This is a genomic window from Olsenella sp. CU969, assembly GCF_905219715.1.
Lineage (GTDB): Bacteria > Actinomycetota > Coriobacteriia > Coriobacteriales > Atopobiaceae > Granulimonas > Granulimonas faecalis.
On the sequence record NZ_CAJMXC010000035.1, the window covers coordinates 1 to 17,424 of the forward strand.

Here is a 17,424-nt window from a genome sequence, read left to right on the forward strand (position 1 = left end):
GCCCCGGCGCCCCGCCGCCAGGGCCACCCGTTCCTGGCCGGCCTTCTCGGCGGCATCCTGGCCTGCACCGTCGCCTTCCTCGTGTTCCTCGCCGCGACGGNCCGCATCGGCGGCACGGTCGCCTCCACCGGCACCAGCGACTCCGCGGCCGGCCCCACCGTCAACGTCACCGCCGCCCCCCAGGACGCCACTACCGCCGAGGTCGTGGCCGCCAAGTGCCTCCCCTCCGTGGCCTCCATCAACGTGAGCTCCAGCGAGGGCGAGGGCGTGGGCTCCGGCGTGGTCTACGACACCGACGGCAACATCCTCACCAACTTCCACGTGGTCGACGGCGCCCAGTCCATCACCGTCAACCTCGGCGGCAAGAGCTACGAGGGCACCGTGGTGGGCTCCGACGAGTCCAGCGACCTCNCCGTGGTGCACGTGGACCTCGGCGGCGACGCCGTCACGCCCATGGAGCGCGGAGACTCCTCCAAGCTCGTGGTGGGCGAGTGGGTCATGGCGATCGGCAGCCCCTTCGGGCTCGACCAGTCGGTCTCCTCGGGCATCGTGAGCTCGCTCTACCGCTCCACCATCCTCGAGGGCTCCTCGGGCAACACCATCTACACCAACCTCATCCAGACCGACACCGCCATCAACCCCGGCAACTCCGGCGGTNCCCTNGTGGACTCCGAGGGCAGGCTCGTGGGCATCAACTCCATCATCGAGAGCGCCTCTGGCTNCAGCTCCGGCGTGGGCTTCGCCATCCCGGTCAACTACGCGGTGGACGTCGCCGACGCCATCATCGCCGGGCGGCAGGTGGAGCACGCCTACCTGGGCGCCAACGTGCAGACCGTCACGCCCCAGGCCGCCGTCCGCAACCGCCTCGCCGTCAACCAGGGCGCCTACGTGGCGTCCGTGACCGAGGGCGGCCCTGCGGCCCGGGCCGGCCTGCAGGAGGGCGACATCATCACCAAGCTCGGCGACGAGGACATCACCTCCGCCGACGGCCTCATCCTCGCCGTGCGCAGCCACGCCGTGGGCGACAAGGTCACCGTCACCTACTACCGCGGCTCCGAGGAGTCCACGGTCGACATCCAGATGGGAAGCGACGCCCAGAGCCAGTCCGCCGCCCAGGACCAGCGCCGGCAGTCGGCCTGGGACGAGGGCGACCCCTCCCAGGGCGGCTCCTCCCGGGACGGCGACGCCCGGGGCTCCGGCCCGCTCGGCGACCTGCTCGGCGGCCTCGGCATCGGCTGAGCCGGCACGGACGGACGGAGGCAACCAAGGCCCTGCGGACCCACCGGCCCGCAGGGCCTTTTGCCGTCCGGCTGCCATGGCCGCCTTCCCAAAAGCGGTTCTGGGAAGGGGGCACGGCGGCCCGGGGCCTCGGCTTGCCCGTCGCCTGAATACGATCGGGCGCGTTTGGATGAGAGGGCGGGAGGGGCGGGTGCAGGCGTGACGCCGTCGCGGTCTTGGTTGCATGAGCATATGCTCATGTGTTTATACTACTGTGAAAAGGTGGGAAATGCGTCAAGGAGGAGGCCGACGTGAGCACCGCCACCGAGCGCACCGCCCGTCTCGCCATCGACGGGATGACGTGCGCAAGCTGCTCCTCGATCATCGAGAGGACGGTGGGCCGCATGGACGGGGTCGAGTCCATGGCGGTCAACCTCGCCGCCAACAGCGGCACCGTCACCTACAACCCCGGCGCCGTCNCCCTCGACGCCGTGCTCGAGACCATCGACGGCCTGGGCTTCTCGGCCGAGGTGGTCCCCGACGAGAGCCGCGCCGCCTTCGACGAGGGGCGCCGCGCCAAGGAGGCTGCCGCGGAGCGCCGAGACCTCGCCATGTTCGTGGTCNCGCTCGTGCTCACCGTCGTCATCCTGGTCATCTCCATGACGCCGCTGGGCATGTCCGCGGCCATGGCGGCGTCGGGGGCCCTCTGGGGCGAGGCGAGCCACGGCCGGGCCATGGAGCTCATGAACGTGGCGTGCTTCGTGCTGTGCATCCCAGTGCAGTTCGTGTGCGGCGCCCGCTACTACAAGGGGGCCTGGGGCGCCCTCAAGGCCCGGGCCGGCAACATGGACACCCTCGTGGCCGTGGGCACCACCGTGGCCTTCGCCTACGCCACGTATCTCACGTTCGGCCCCCGGGCCACGTCGGGCGTCATGGCCCCGTTCGAGACGAGCGCCATGCTCATCACGTTCGTCATGCTCGGCAAGATGCTCGAGCACCGGGCCAAGGGCCGCGCCGGCGCTGCTGTGGAGGAGCTCATGAGCCTCACGCCGGCCGTGGCGTGGGTGCGCCGCGGCGACTCCCTCGTGGAGGTGCCCCAGGGCGAGCTCGCGGTGGGCGACGTCTGCGCCGTGCGCCCCGGCGAGCGCGTGCCGGCCGACGGCCGCGTGGTCTCGGGCCACTCCTCGGTGGACGAGTCCATGCTCACCGGCGAGCCCCTCTCCCAGGAGAAGTCCGCCGGCGACGAGGTCACNGGCGGTACCGTCAACGGCACCGGCGTCTTCGAGTTCGAGGTCACGGCCGCCGGGTCCGACACCGTGCTGGCCCACATCGTGGGGCTCGTGGAGGCCGCCCAGGGCTCCAAGCCGCCCATCCAGCGCCTGGCCGACCGCATCAGCGCCGTCTTCGTGCCCGCCGTGCTGTCCGTGGCCCTGGCGACCTTCGTCGTGTGGCTCGTCGTGGCGGCCGTGGGAGGCACGCTCGACGCCGCCGGGTTCGAGCGCGCCCTCATGGCCGGCGTGGCCGTGGTCGTCGTGGCATGCCCCTGCGCCCTGGGCCTCGCCACCCCCACCGCCATCATGGTGGGCACGGGCCGGGGCGCCGAGGAGGGCATCCTCATCAAGGACGGCCAGGCCCTGGAGGGGGCCGGGTCGCTCACGTGCGTGGTCTTCGACAAGACGGGCACCCTCACCGAGGGCTCGCCGCAGGTGACCGAGGTGCTCTGCGCCGACGGCACCGGCCGCGGCGACGCCCTCGCCCTGGCGGCCGGCCTCGAGCGGGGGAGCGAGCACCCGCTGGCCCGCGCCGTGCTCGCGGCCGCCGAGGAGGAGGGGGCGGCCCCCGTGGCGGTGGACGGCTTCGAGGCCGTCCCGGGCCACGGCGTCGTGGGCGCCGTGGCGGGCCCGGACGGCTCGCCGGTCGAGGTGGGCTTCGGCAACGGGCGCCTCGTGGCGCGTCTCACCGGCTCCGGCGTCCCCGCGTGGGCCGAGGGCTCGGCGCCGGGCGCCACCGACATGTACCTCGTGCGCGGCGGCACTGTGGTCGCCCGCGTGCGCGCCGCCGACGAGCCCAAGCCCACGGCCGCCGAGGGTGTGGCCGCCCTGGAGGCCCTGGGCCTCCGGGTCATGCTCCTTTCGGGCGACGGCCGCGCCGCCGCCGAGGGCGTGGCCTCCCTCGTGGGCATCGGGCCGGACAACGTGGTCGCCGAGGTGCTTCCCGGCGACAAGGCCGAGGTCGTCGAGGGGCTCCGGGCCTCCGGCGAGAAGGTCTGCATGGTGGGCGACGGCATCAACGACACGCCGGCCCTCGCCACGGCCGACATCGGCATCGCCATGGGCGCCGGCTCCGACGCTGCCCTCGAGGTGGGCCAGGTGGTCCTCATGCACGACGACGTGCGCGACGTCGCCCGGGCCGTCTCGCTCTCCCGCGCCACGATGCGCAAGATCCGCCAGAACTTCGCGTGGGCCCTGGGCTACAACTGCCTGCTCATCCCGCTGGCGTGCCTGGGCATCATCGCCCCGGAGGTCTCCGGCGCGGCCATGGCGCTCTCGAGCGTGTCGGTGGTGTCCAACTCGCTGCTGCTGAAGCGCTGGCGCGGCTGACGGGCCCGCGGGGCGGCGCTGTCGGGCGGCGCGGGGCGGCGGCCTGGGGTAGACTCCGAGCGGTGACACCTACCCTTCCGGAGGCCCCATGGACAAGCCCTCTCTCGACGAGGCGCGCGACCGCGCCCAGGCGCTGCGCGCCAAGCTCGACTACAACGCCTATCGCTACTACGCCCTCGACGACCCCGAGATATCGGACGCCGAGTTCGACCGCCTGCTCGGTGAGCTCCAGGACATCGAGGCGCGCCACCCCGAGCTCGTGGTGCCCGAGAGCTACACCCAGCGGGTGGGCGGCTACGTGAGCCCGCAGTTCGCGTCGGTCGCCCACGCCCAGCGCATGTACTCCATCGACGACGCCNTNNCCATCGAGGNGCNCGACCNNTGGCTCGCCCGCACCGACGAGGCCCTGGGCGCCACGCCGGAGAGACCCGTGGCCTACACCTGCGAGCTCAAGATCGACGGCCTCGGCGTGGCCGCCACCTACCGCGACGGCCGGTTCGTGCGCGCCGCCACCCGCGGCGACGGCTCGGTGGGCGAGGACGTCACCCTCAACGTGCGCACCATCGGCGACGTCCCCGCCCGCTTGGCCGACGCCGGCCTCGCCGGGCTGCCCNACGGCGGCGCCGGGGAGGCCGTGGAGGTGCGCGGCGAGGTCTACATGGCCAAGAGCGCCTTCGCCCGCCTCAACGAGGAGCGCGACCTCGCCGGCAAGCCCGTCTTCGCCAACCCGCGCAACGCCGCCGCCGGGTCGCTGCGCCAGAAGGACCCCCGCGTCACGGCGTCGCGCGACCTCGCCACGTTCATCTACGCCGTGGCCGACCCCGCCATGGTGCAGGTGAGCACCCAGGCCCAGTTCCTCGACTGGCTCCGCTCCTGCGGCTTCTCCGTCAACCCCCACGCCGAGCGCTGCGAGAGCGCGGCGGCCGTGCACGAGTACTGCGCCCAGGCCCTGGCCAACCGCAACGGCCTCGACTACGACATCGACGGCGTGGTGGTGAAGGTGGACTCCTTCGCCCAGCAGCAGGCCCTCGGCTTCACCTCCCGTGCCCCGCGCTGGGCCATCGCGTTCAAGTTCCCGCCAGAGGAGAAGGAGACGGTCCTCCGCGAGATCCGCGTGCAGGTGGGCCGCACGGGCTTCCTCACCCCCGTGGCAGAGTTCGACCCGGTGACCGTGGCCGGCTCCACCATCGCCCGGGCCAAGCTCCACANCATGGACGAGGTGCGCCGCCGCAACGTGCGCGTGGGCGACACCATCGTGGTCCACAAGGCCGGCGACGTCATCCCCGCCGTCGTGGGGCCGGTCCTCTCCAAGCGCCCGGCCGACTCCGTGCCCTTCGAGATGCCCGCCACCTGCCCCTCCTGCGGCAGCCCCGTGGTGCACGAGGAGGGCGAGGTGGCCTACCGCTGCATCTCCATCGACTGCCCCGCGCAGTCCCTGGAGCGCCTCGAGCACTGGCAGTCGCGCAAGGCCATGGACATCGACGGCATGGGCCCCGAGATGATCGGCCGCCTCGTGGACGCCGGCCTCCTGCGCGACGTCGCGGACATCTACTCCCTCACGGTGGGGCAGGTGGCCGCCCTGCCCACGGGCCGCACCTACAGGACGCGCGCCAAGGGCCACGACGTGGGCGACCCCATCCCCACGGGCCGGCGCACCGCCGAGAAGCTCGTGGCCCAGATCGAGGCCTCCAAGTCCCGCCCGCTCTCCCGGGTGCTGTTCGGCCTGGGCATCGTGCACGTGGGCTCCTCGGTGGCCGACGCGCTCGCGACCGCCTTCCCCTCCGTCGAGCTGCTGCGCGCCGCCACCGAGGAGGAGCTCGCCCAGGTGGACGGCGTGGGCCCGGTCGTCGCCTCCAGCGTGGCCGAGTTCTTCTCCATCCCCGAGAACCTCGAGGTGCTCGCCCGCCTCGGTGCGGCAGGCGTCACCATGGCCGACGAACCCCCCACGGCCCCGGAGCGCCCCCAGACCCTGGCAGGCCTCACCTTCGTGCTCACGGGCAGCCTGCAGGGCATGACGCGCGACGAGGCCGGCGCCGCCCTCAAGGCCCTCGGCGCCAAGGTGTCGGGCAGCGTCTCCAAGCGCACGAGCTACGTTGTGGCCGGTGAGGCCGCTGGCTCCAAACTCGCCAAGGCCGAGTCGCTCGGCGTGCCGGTGCTCGACCAGGCCGCCTTGGAGCGCGTCCTCGAGACGGGTGAGCCCCCGGCGCCCGCCGACCCCGCGTGACCGCCGCTCCCCGTGCGTGTCGGCCGGGGCGGACGGTGAAAACCCTGTAGAGTCCCCCGAATGTCGTCGGGGGTTCCTCGGGTTCGCGGGTACCCGGGTCTTCGGTACCCACCCGCGATCCCAAGGAGGAAGCCCATGGCAGACAACGACACCCGCACCGCAGCCCCCGTCGACGACGCGCACCGCGTCCGCATCGTCAAGGTCCTCGGCCGCATAGCCTCGGTCCTCTCGGTGCTCATGTACGTCTCGTACATCCCGCAGATCGCCAACAACCTGGCCGGCAACTACGGCTCGCCGGTGCAGCCCCTCGTGGCCATGGTCAACTGCGTGGTCTGGACCGCCTACGGCCTGCTCGAGAAGCCCCGCGACATGCCCATCGTGGTGGCCAACGTCCCCGGCATCGTGCTCGGCTGCATCACCTTCCTTACCGCGCTCCACTAGGCGGCTGCCTCTTCAGGGTCTTTTGTCTTGTTGACGGTCTGATAGGGGCCGTCAACGGCCGAGTTGCTAGACTTGGCAAAAACCCTATGGAGAGGAGAGATGCCATGGCCCAAGAGCCCAAGGCGTCCGACGGGCGCGCGGTGCGCGTCATCGAGGTGAAGGAATCGGTCTTCGCGGCCAACGAGCAGAGGGCCGACAGGCTGCGCGACGACCTCAGGGAGCGGGGGACGTTCCTGCTCAACGTCATGAGCAGCCCCGGCTCGGGGAAGANCACCCTCCTCACCCGCACGGCCGAGCGCCTGCGCGACCGCCTGTCCATGGGCGTCATGGAGGCCGACATCGACTCCGACGTCGACGCCGTGACCATGGCCGACGCCGGCGTGGTGGCCGTGCAGCTCCACACCGGCGGCATGTGCCACCTCGACGCCGCCATGACCTCCCAGGGCCTCACGGAACTCGATGCCGCCGCCGCCGAGCAGGGGGCCGCCCCCATCGACCTCGCCGTCCTCGAGAACGTGGGCAACCTCGTGTGCCCCGCCGAGTTCGACACCGGTGCCTCGGCCTCGGTGGCCCTGGTCTCGGTGCCCGAGGGCGACGACAAGCCCCTCAAGTACCCCCTGATGTTCGAGGTGGTCGACGTCGTGGTGGTCAACAAGGTCGACACCTGCGAGCTCTTCGACTTCGACATCGAGCGGTTCCGCGAGAACGTGCGCCTGCGCAACCCCGAGGCCCCCGTCATCTGCCTGTCGGCCAAGACCGGCGAGGGCGTCGACGCCTGGACGGCGTGGCTCGAGGGTGCCGTGGCCGCCTGGAAGGGAGGCTCCCATGCCTAACGAGCGTCGTATGGCCGCCGACGAACGCATCGAGCGGCTCCGGGAGGCCGGCCTCACCGTGGAGGGCGACTACGTGCCCCCCGAGGCGTCCGACCCCTCTGTGGCCGTGCGCAAGCCGGTCCTCGAGCTGGCCCAGATGGTCTCCGACCGCATCGGCCACAAGGTCACCCCGGCGGACCCCGAGTACTACGGCCTGGCCGCCTGCATCACCGACCCCATGGCCGAGGTGGCCCTCAAGATGGGGGTGCGCAAGCCCAAGACCCTCGCCCAGCTGGCCGAGCTCTGCTCCATGGACCCCGCGGAGCTCGAGCCGCTCCTGTTCGACATGGGCTACGTGGGCCTCATCGAGTGGAACCGCGAGAACGAGGACGGCCGCAATCCCGAGGGCGAGCTGCGCTACGTGCTGCCGCCCTTCGTGCCGGGCTCGGCGGAGTTCTTCAACATGCGCCAGTCCCAGATCGACGAGCACCCCCAGGTGGCCAAGATGTTCGAGCGCATGACCCAGCTCCCCCTGGAGCGCGTCACCGCCATGGTGCCCCCGGGCGGTGCCGGCATCGGCATGCACGTGATCCCCGTGGAGCGGGCCATCCCCATGGAGAACGAGTCGGCCTCGGTGGAGCACATCACCCACTGGCTCGACAAGTACGACGGCAAGTACGCCGCCAGCCCCTGCAGCTGCCGCATGAGCCGTGAGAAGCTGGGGGAGGGCTCGGCCGACGACCCCGAGGACTGGTGCATCGGCGTGGGCGACATGGCCGACTACCTCGTGGACACCCAGCGCGGCCACTACATCGACCGCGACGAGGTGCTCGCCATCCTGGCCCACGCCGAGGAGAACGGCTTCGTGCACCAGGTCACCAACATCGACGGCGAGCACAAGATCTTCGCCATCTGCAACTGCAACGTGAACATCTGCAACGCCCTGCGCACGAGCCAGCTGTTCAACACGCCCAACATGAGCCGCTCGGCCTACACCGCCGAGGTNGACCGCGAGGCCTGCGTGGCTTGTGGCCGCTGCGTCGAGGTGTGCCCCGCCGGTGCGGTGTCCCTCGGCCAGAAGCTCTGCTCCGCCAAGGCCGGCGGCAAGGTGCCCGAGTACCCCGTGCGCGAGCTGCCCGACGCCACGCCCTGGGGCCCCGAGCGCTGGAGCCCCAACTACCGCGACGACAACCGTCGCGNGACCTACGANTCCGGCNCGGCCCCCTGCAAGACCGCCTGCCCGGCCCACGTGGCCGTCCAGGGCTACCTCAAGCTGGCCGCCCAGGGCCGCTACCGCGACGCCCTCGCCCTCATCAAGCGCGAGAACCCGCTGCCCGCCGTGTGCGNCCGCATCTGNAACCGNCGCTGCGAGGACGCCTGCACCCGCGGGCGCGTGGACGCCGCCGTGGCCATCGACGAGGTCAAGAAGTTCGTGGCCGCCGCCGACCTCGACCCGGCCACCCGCTACGTGCCGCCGGCGGTGACCCCGTCCAACCGCGGGGGCTTCCCCCAGAAGGTCGCCATCGTGGGCGCCGGGCCGGCCGGCCTCTCGTGCGCCTACTACCTGGCCGAGAAGGGCTACGCCCCCACGGTCTTCGACCGCAACCCGCGGCCCGGCGGCATGCTCTCCTACGGCATCCCGTCTTTCAAGCTCGAGCAGGACGTCATCGACGCCGAGATCGACGTCATGGCGCAGATGGGTGTGGAGTTCAGGCTCGGCGTCGACGTGGGCTCCGACGTGACCCTCGACGAGCTCCGCGAGCAGGGCTACGACGCCTTCTACCTCGCCATCGGCTGCCAGGGCTCCCGCTCNGCCGGCATCCCCGGCNAGGATGCCGGGCGCGTCTCCTCCGCCGTGGACTTCCTGCACCGGGCCGCCGAGGGCGCCCTNGACGGCGCCTCCCTCGGCCNCACGGTCGTCGTGGGCGGCGNCAACGTGGCCGTGGACGTGGCCCGCACGGCCGCCCGGGCCGGCGCCTCCTCCGTGGAGATGCGCAGCCTGGAGCAGCGGGGCGAGATGCCCGCCAGCGACGAGGAGCTCGAGGAGGCCGCCGAGGACGGTGTCACCGTCACGTGTGGCTGGGGCCCGGCCGAGGTGCGCGTGGGCGACGACGGCTCCGTCTCATCCGTGGTGTTCAAGCGCTGCGTGAGGGTATTCGACGACGAGGGGCGCTTCTCGCCGGTCTACGACGAGGCCGACACCGAGGAGGTCCCCTGCGACACCCTCGTCTTCTCCATCGGCCAGGCCGTGGAGTGGGGTGCGCTCCTCGAGGGCAGTGCCGTGGAGCTCGGCCGCGGCGGCTCGCCGGTGGTGGACCCCGTGACCTACCAGACGGCCGAGCCCGACGTCTTCTGCGGCGGCGACGTGGTCACCGGCCCGCGCTTCGCCATCGACGCCATCGCCCAGGGCCACGAGGCGGCCGTCTCCATCCACCGCTACGTGCACCCCGGCTCCAGCCTCACCGTGGGCCGCAACCCCCGGTTCTATGTGGAGCTGGACAAGGACGACGCCGTGCTGCCCAGCTACGACACCTCCTCGCGCCAGCGCCCCGCGACCGACAGGGCCAAGGAGAAGGCCGAGCCCTTCCGCGAGTACGCGGGGACGCTCACCGAGGAGCAGGTGCGCACCGAGACCGCGCGCTGCCTGTCCTGCGGCGCGAGCTGGGTGGACCCCAACCAGTGCATCGGCTGCGGCCTCTGCACCACCCGCTGCGAGTTCGACGCCATCCACCTGGTGCGCGACCACCCCGAGGCCAGCACCATGGTGCGCTCCGAGGACAAGCTCAAGGCCATCGGCCCCTACGCCCTCAAGCGCGCGGCGAAGATCGCCGTCCGCAAGATCAGGCGGGAGGTGTAGGCGCGGTGCACGAGCTGGGCATCGTGTTCTACATCGCCGACGAGGTGAGGGACGTCGCCCTGGCCAACGGGGCGACGTCCGTGGCCTCGGTCACCGTGGAGCTCGGGGAGGTCTCTGGGGTGGTGCCGCGGCTCCTCCAGGACGCCTGGCGCTGGTGCGCCGACCGCGAGGACCTGCTCCGCGACTGCGAGCTCGTCATGGAGGAGGAGTCCGCCGTGACGCTCTGCGAGGACTGCGGCACCCGCTACGGCACGGTGGCCCACGGCCGCACGTGCCCCGCCTGCGGCAGCCCGCACACCCACCTGGAGCAGGGATCGGGCGTGGTGATCCGCGAGATAGCCGTCGTCTAGGCCCTGCCCCGCGACGCGGCGGATGTGACAGGGGCGCCTGGCCCATCTGTCACTTCTTATATTTCATCGTTGAAATGACGGGCCGCCGTCCGGGCCCCTTCCGACGGAGAACCGCGCCGGAAGGGGCCCCGGCGCCTGACCGCCGCCGCTCTGTTACGCCCCCTTTTCCATCTCGTAAGCCCTGGGGGCACGAAACAGGGGCCACACACTGCCGCCGTAGGGTACGAGAGACCCGGACAAGTCCCCGGCCCCTAGGGAGTGAGCATGACCCAACCGCAACCCGGCCCCACCCTCTGGCGCCCCGAGTTCGAGCACGACGCCTGCGGCATCGGCGCCCTCGCCCACATCAAGGGCAGGCGCAGCCACCAGATGGTCGACGACGCCCTGTCGGTCCTCGTCAACCTCGAGCACCGCGGCGGCGTGGGCCTCGAGCGCACCACCGGCGACGGCGCCGGCATCCTTTTGCAGGTGCCCCACCGGTTCTTCCGCAAGGAGGCCCAGAAGGAGGGGTGCCTGCTCCCCGACGAGGGCGACTACGGCGTGGCCATGCTCTTCCTGCCCCAGGACGAGTTCGGCGTGACCGCCGCCCGCCGCACCTTCGAGGACGGCTGCGCCGCCGCCGGCCTGCCGCTGCTGTTCTGGCGCGAGGTCCCCGTGGACCCCCACGACCTTGGCGAGGCCGCCCGCGACACCATGCCCTCCATCTGGCAGGCCTTCATCGGCCGCCCGGACGCCGTGGCCGCCGGCGACGACTTCGAGCGCGCCCTCTACGTGTGCCGCCGCACCGTCGAGAAGGCGGCCGAGGCCTCGAGCGCCCTCGACGGCCCCATCNTCTACGTGTGCTCCATGAGCGCGCGCACGGTGGTCTACAAGGGCATGCTGCTCGCCACCCAGATGCGCCGCTTCTTCCTCGACCTCAACGACGCCGCCGTGGAGAGCGNCCTCTGNCTCGTGCACTCCCGCTACTCCACCAACACCACGCCCAGCTGGGAGCGCGCGCACCCCAACCGCTACATCATCCACAACGGCGAGATCAACACCCTCAAGGGTAACGTCTGCGCCCTGCGCGCCCGCGAGCCCGGGCTCTACTCGCCGGTGATGGGCCCCGACCTCGAGAAGGTCCTGCCGGTCATCGACCGCGAGGGCTCCGACTCCGCCATCCTCGACAACGTGCTCGAGTTCCTCGTCATGAACGGCCGCTCCATGAGTCGCGCGGCCTCCCTGCTCATGCCCGAGCCCTGGGACCGCAACGACCACCTCGACCGCGAGCGCCGTGCCTTCGACCGCTACCAGTCCATGCNCATGGAGCCCTGGGACGGCCCGGCCGCCGTCGCCTACACCGACGGCCGCACCCTCGGCGCGTCCCTCGACCGCAACGGCCTGCGCCCGGCCCGCTACTACGTGACCCACGACGACCGCCTGCTGCTCTCCAGCGAGGTGGGCACCCTGGACGTGGACCCGGCCGACATCCTCGTGGCCGGCTCCCTCGGCCCCGGCGAGATGCTCGAGGTGGACNCGGCCGAGGGCCGCATCGNNNGGANCGANGAGCTCCGTCGCGACCTCGCCAGCGCCAAGCCCTTCGCCGACTGGATCGCCGAGGAGACCCTCGCCGTGGGGGACCTCGACGACCCGGGCGACCCGGGCCGCGAGCCCTTCGGCGGGCGCCCCTTCGCCTGGTCCATGGCGGCCCTCGGCCACTCGTGGGACGACGTCGCCGAGGTGCTGCGCCCCATGGCCGAGAAGGGCGCCGTGCCCCTGGCCTCCATGGGCTTCGACACGCCGCTCGCCTGCCTCTCGGCGAGGCCCCGGCCGTTCTTCGACTACTTCTACCAACTGTTCGCCCAGGTGACCAACCCGCCCATCGACGCCCTGCGCGAGTCCATGGTCACGAGCAGCGTGCTCTACCTCGGCAACCACGGTAACATCCTCGAGGACGCCCGCGACAACTGCCGCCTCGTGGCCCTCGACGGCCCCATCCTGTCCGACGACGCCTTCCGCCGCGTCGCCGCCCTCGACCGCACCGGCTTCCNCGNCCGCNCCTTCGTGNGCGCCTTCGACCCCGCCGCGGGCCCTGACGCCCTCGAGGCCTCCNTGGACGCCCTCTGCGACGAGGTGGAGCGGGCCGTGGCGGCCGGCACCAACGTCGTGGTGCTCACCGACGACTGCGACCCCGCGCTGGTCCCCGTGCCGNCGCTGCTTTCCCTCGGCGCCGTCCACGACCGCCTCATGGCCCGCGGCCTGCGCATGGAGGCCGACATCGTCGTGGACACCGGCGACGCCGTCTGCGCCCACGACTTCGCCGCCCTCGTGGGCTTCTCGGCGTCCGGCGTGCACCCCCGCGGCGCCCACGACGCCTTGGCCTGCGCCGTCGCCACCGGCGCCGTCACCGTGGGCCTCGCCGAGGCCCTGGCCAACTACGACCGCGCCGTCACCTCGGGCATCGTCTCCATCATGTCCAAGATGGGCATCTCCACCATGCAGGGCTACCACGCCGCCCGGATCTTCGAGGCNGTGGGCCTCGCCGGCGAGGTCGTGGACCGCTGCTTCTCCGGCGTGCCGTCGCGCGTGGGCGGCCTGGGCTTCGCGGACATCCAGCGCAAGCTCGTGGAGCGCCGCGCCGAGGCCGACGCCCTGGCCCTCTCGCCGGCCCCCGACCAGCTGCCCAGCTCCGGCGCCACCAAGTGGCGCCCCGACAACGGCGTGTGGGAGGGCGAGGAGCACCTCATCGACCCCGAGGCCATCTACCTCCTGCAGCGCGCCTGCCGCGAGAACGACGCCGACCTCTGGGACGCCTACGTGGCCCATGTGCACCGCCCCGGCCGCCCCATGATGCTGCGCGACCTCCTCGAGTGCGTGCCGCTGCCCTCCGGCCCCGTGCCCCTCGACGAGGTGGAGCCCGCCTCCTCCATCGTCCGCCGCTTCAACACCGGCGCCATGAGCTACGGCTCCATCTCCAAGGAGGCCCACGAGTGCCTGGCCGTGGCCATGAACCGGCTGGGCGGCCGCTCCAACACCGGCGAGGGCGGCGAGGACCCGGCCCGCGAGGCGCCGCTGGCCCCCGGCTCCACCGCCGGATGGCGGCCCGGCGACTCCGCCAGGAGCGCCATCAAGCAGGTGGCCTCGGGGCGCTTCGGCGTCACGAGCCGCTACCTCGGCAGCGCCACCGAGATCCAGATCAAGATGGCCCAGGGCGCCAAGCCCGGCGAGGGCGGCCACCTGCCCGGGGCCAAGGTCTACCCCTGGATCGCCGAGGTGCGCCGCTCCACCCCGGGCGTGGGCCTCATCAGCCCGCCGCCGCACCACGACATCTACTCCATCGAGGACCTCGCCGAGCTCATCTTCGACCTCAAGAACGCCAGCCCCGGCGCCCGCGTGTCGGTGAAGCTCGTGGCCGAGGCCGGCGTGGGTACCATCGCCACCGGCGTGGCCAAGGGCGGCGCCGACAAGATCCTCATCTCCGGCTCCAACGGCGGCACCGGCGCCGCCCCGCGGGACTCCATCTACCACGCNGGCCTGCCCCTGGAGCTGGGCCTCGCCGAGGCNCAGCAGACGCTGCTCCGGAACGGCCTGCGCTCCCGCGTGGTCATGGAGGCCGACGGCAAGCTCATGAGCGGCCGCGACGTGGCCGTGGCGGCCCTCCTCGGCGCCGAGGAGTTCGGCTTCGCCACCATGCCNCTCGTGGCCATGGGCTGCCTCATGCAGCGCGACTNCNAGCAGGACNCCTGCCCGGCCGGCATCGCCACCCAGAACGCCTGCCTGCGCAGGCAGTTCAAGGCCACCCCCGACGACGTGGTCAACTTCATGACCTTCATGGCCGAGGACCTCCGCCGCGAGATGGCGGCCCTGGGTTTCCGCACGGTCGACGAGATGGTGGGGCACCCGGAGCGCCTGCGCCAGAAGGCGGGGGAGGGCCCGTGGAAGGCCCGCACCCTGGACCTCTCGGCCGTCCTCGCCGTGGGCACCAACCTCTACGGCACCTCGGTCCCCGGCGCCTCGGGCACGCGGTTCCTCGAGGAGATGCGCTTCGACATGGCCCTCGAGCGGACCCTCGACGCCACGCTCTTCATCCCCTACACGGCCGACGCCCGCGAGCACCTGACGCCCATCGAGTTCACGGCCGACCTCGCCAACGTCAACCGCTGCGTGGGCACCATGCTCGGCGCCGCGGTGACGGCGCGGCACCCCGAGGGGCTGCCCGACGACACCGTCCGCATCCGGTGCCAGGGCTCCGGCGGCCAGTCGTTCGGCGCGTTCCTGCCGGCGGGCATCTCCCTCGACATCTCGGGCGACGCCAACGACTACGTGGGCAAGGGCCTCTCCGGCGGCATCGTCTCGGTGCACCCGGGCGAGNGGGCCGCGTACAAGTTCAACGAGAACACCGCTATCGGCAACGTGGCCTTCTACGGCGCCACGGGCGGTCGCGGCTTTGTGAACGGCCTTGCCGGCCAGCGCTTCGCCGTGCGCAACTCCGGCGCCACGGTGGTGGCCGAGGGGGTGGGCACCTGCGGCTGCGAGTACNTGACCGGCGGCGTGGCCCTCATCCTGGGCGAGGTGGGCCCCAACTTCGCCGCCGGCATGAGCGGCNGCGTNGCCTACGTCTACGACGAGCTGGGCACTCTGGAGTCGCGGGTGAACAAGGGCCTCGTGGACGTGCTGCCCTGCGACGGGGACGACCTCGAGCGGGTGCGCGCCCTCATCGAGGAGCACGTGGAGCGCACCGGCAGCCCCTTGGGCATCAAGCTGCTCTACCGCTTCGGCCCGGTGTCCGGGAGGTTCAGGANGGTGCTGCCGCGCGAGTACGCGCGGGTGACCGCCCTGGTGGACTCCGCGATTGCGGCGGGCGCCACCAGGGCCGAGGCCGAGCAGCAGGCGTTCGACGCCATGAGGATGGGGAGGTAGGCCATGGGCAAGGTCGGNGGCTTTNTCGAGATAGACCGTTGCACCCACGGCGAGCGCCCCGTCGAGGAGCGCCTGGGCGACTACCGCCCCATCGCCGTGCCACTGNCGGACGAGCGCCAGCGCCTCCAGGCGAGCCGCTGCATGGACTGCGGCGTGGCGTTCTGCCAGACTGGGCGCCCCTTCGGACGCGCCCGCGTGAGCGGCTGCCCGCTCCACAACCTCATCCCCGAGTGGAACGACCTCGTATGGCGCGGGCTCTGGGGCGAGGCGGCGGCCCGCATGCGCGTCACCAACCCGATGCCCGAGTTCACGGGCCGCGTGTGCCCGGCCCTCTGCGAGGCGGCCTGCAACCTGGGCCGCGANCGCGGGGCCACCGCCATCAAGGACGACGAGCTCGCCATCTCCGACCACGAGTGGGCCGACGGCGGCCCGACCGCGTTCGACCCCGGGCGCCCCCGGCCCCTCGCCGGGCGCTCGGTGGCCGTGGTGGGCTCCGGCCNCGCCGGCCTCGCCGCCGCCTGGGAGCTCCGCCGCCTGGGCGCCGACGTCACCGTGCACGAGCGCTCGGACGCCCCCGGCGGCCTCCTCATGTACGGCATCCCGACCATGAAGCTGGACAAGGCCGTGGTGCGCCGCCGCGTGGAGTGGCTCGCGGGCCAGGGCGTGGCGTTTGAGACGGGCTCCGACGCCTCCGACCCGGCCGTGGCCGACGGGATCGTCTCGTCCTGCGACGCCGTGGTGCTGGCCTGCGGCGCCGGGGCCGCCCGCCGCCTCGCGGTGCCGGGGTCGGACCTCGACGGCGTGGTCATGGCGGTGGACTACCTCACGGCAAGCACCGGGGCCGTCGAGGCGGCCGACGGCGACCCCGCGGCCGTCGCTCCGGAGATCTCGGCCGCGGGGCTCGACGTCGTGGTCGTCGGCGGCGGCGACACCGGCACCGACTGCGTGGCCACGGCCCTGCGCCAAGGCGCCCGCTCGGTCCGGCAGCTGGAGTTCATGGCGCGCCCGCCCGAGACGCGCCCGGCCTCCAACCCGTGGCCCGAGTGGCCCCAGGAGCTCAAGGTGGACTACGGCCAGGTGGAGGCCGAGGCCGTGGAGGGCGTCGACCCCCGCACCTGGGGGGCCGACGCCCAGGCCCTCGTGGACGGCGGCGACGGCTCGGTGTCCGCGCTGCGCTTCCGGCACCTGGACTGGTCGGGCGGGACCCCCGTGCCCGTCGAGGGCTCCGAGGAGGAGGTCCCGGCCCAGCTCGTGCTCATCGCCATGGGCTTCACCGGCCCGGTGCCGGCGGTCCTCGAGGCCTTCTCCGTGGAGACGTGCGACGACCGCCCGCTGCCGCTGGTGGGGGAGGGAGGCCACGGGGCCGTGTCCGGTTGCGCCGTGCCGGTCTTCGTGGCGGGCGACTGCCGCTCCGGCGCCTCCCTCGTGGTGAGCGCCATGGCCGACGGCCTGGCCTGCGCACGGGAGGTGGCGTCCCGCCTCTCCTGACCCTGTCGGCAAGGGCCCCCTCACGATCGGTTCGTGAGGGGGCCCTTTTTTGTTCCTCCCGTGTCCATAGATATCTCTAAATTCATAAATAGACATAGGTGAAATCGGTAAAAAGCACCAGGTTGCCTAGGTGTTCGCCTCCGCTTNCCGACTGAAAACTGAGTGTCNCTTGAAAGTATCTATTTTTCAGAGCAGAGCCAGGACTGCTCTGTAGAGGTCGTCGCCTGCGGCACGGGACGTGCCGCGGCCAACGGAGGTTCCGAGATGAATGCATCCACCCCAAGAAAACGCACATTTGCATTAGTGCTCTCNCTCCTGCTCGTCTTGCAGATGCTGGTTCCCAGCGCAAGCCTGCAGGCAATCGCCGAGGAGATGACGGGAGGGGGTGACTCTGCGGCAGTGGTGGAGCCCGTCGGCGACGACGAGCCCCAGGACGCCGCTCCCGACGCCGCCCCCGAGGAGGCTGTCCCGGACGACGAGGCCGTCGACGGCGACGGCGAGGGCGACGATGCCGCCGCCCCGAAGGCCCCCACCC

General features: G+C 72.2%; 8 protein-coding genes and 1 pseudogene. All 9 read left to right on the plus strand.

All coding sequences use genetic code 11. The annotated features are described in order from the left end of the window. On the plus strand, positions 1-1,239 hold a 1,239-nt coding region (locus JX283_RS04975), incomplete at its 5' end, for a S1C family serine protease (RefSeq protein ID WP_204829599.1). 290 nt (positions 1,240-1,529) lie between these two features. Then, complete coding sequence (locus JX283_RS04980) at positions 1,530-3,818, plus strand: cation-translocating P-type ATPase (RefSeq protein WP_204829600.1); 2,289 nt, start codon at positions 1,530-1,532, stop codon at positions 3,816-3,818. Positions 3,819-3,906: 88 nt separating this feature from the next. Further along, positions 3,907-6,042 carry an NAD-dependent DNA ligase LigA gene (ligA, locus tag JX283_RS04985; protein ID WP_204829601.1) on the plus strand — a complete coding sequence of 712 codons (2,136 nt, stop codon included), beginning with the start codon at positions 3,907-3,909 and terminating at the stop codon, positions 6,040-6,042. 135 nt (positions 6,043-6,177) lie between these two features. Next, complete coding sequence (locus JX283_RS04990; RefSeq protein ID WP_204407136.1) at positions 6,178-6,483, plus strand: SemiSWEET family transporter; 306 nt, start codon at positions 6,178-6,180, stop codon at positions 6,481-6,483. A gap of 104 nt (positions 6,484-6,587) precedes the next feature. Further along, positions 6,588-7,316, plus strand: coding sequence for a hydrogenase nickel incorporation protein HypB (gene hypB, locus JX283_RS04995; RefSeq protein ID WP_204829602.1), 729 nt, complete (start codon positions 6,588-6,590; stop codon positions 7,314-7,316). After that, positions 7,309-10,152: an FAD-dependent oxidoreductase gene (locus tag JX283_RS05000; protein ID WP_239652471.1), complete on the plus strand. Its 2,844-nt coding sequence runs from the start codon at positions 7,309-7,311 to the stop codon at positions 10,150-10,152. The genes hypB and JX283_RS05000 overlap by 8 nt, the downstream gene beginning before the upstream one ends. Positions 10,153-10,157: 5 nt before the next feature. Then, a complete protein-coding gene (locus JX283_RS05005) occupies positions 10,158-10,502 on the plus strand; it encodes a hydrogenase maturation nickel metallochaperone HypA (protein ID WP_135978742.1) in 345 nt (114 codons plus the stop codon). 264 nt (positions 10,503-10,766) lie between these two features. Further along, positions 10,767-15,401, plus strand: a pseudogene (gltB, locus tag JX283_RS05010) (glutamate synthase large subunit). Positions 15,402-15,404: 3 nt separating this feature from the next. Beyond that, positions 15,405-16,889, plus strand: coding sequence for a glutamate synthase subunit beta (locus JX283_RS05015; RefSeq protein ID WP_204829603.1), 1,485 nt, complete (start codon positions 15,405-15,407; stop codon positions 16,887-16,889). Positions 16,890-17,424: the final 535 nt, after the last annotated feature.

Coding starts and splice junctions, on each gene's coding strand:
- JX283_RS04990 (WP_204407136.1), top strand. CDS start 6,178: ATGGCAGACAACGACACCCGCACCGCAGCCCCCGTCGACGACGCGCAC.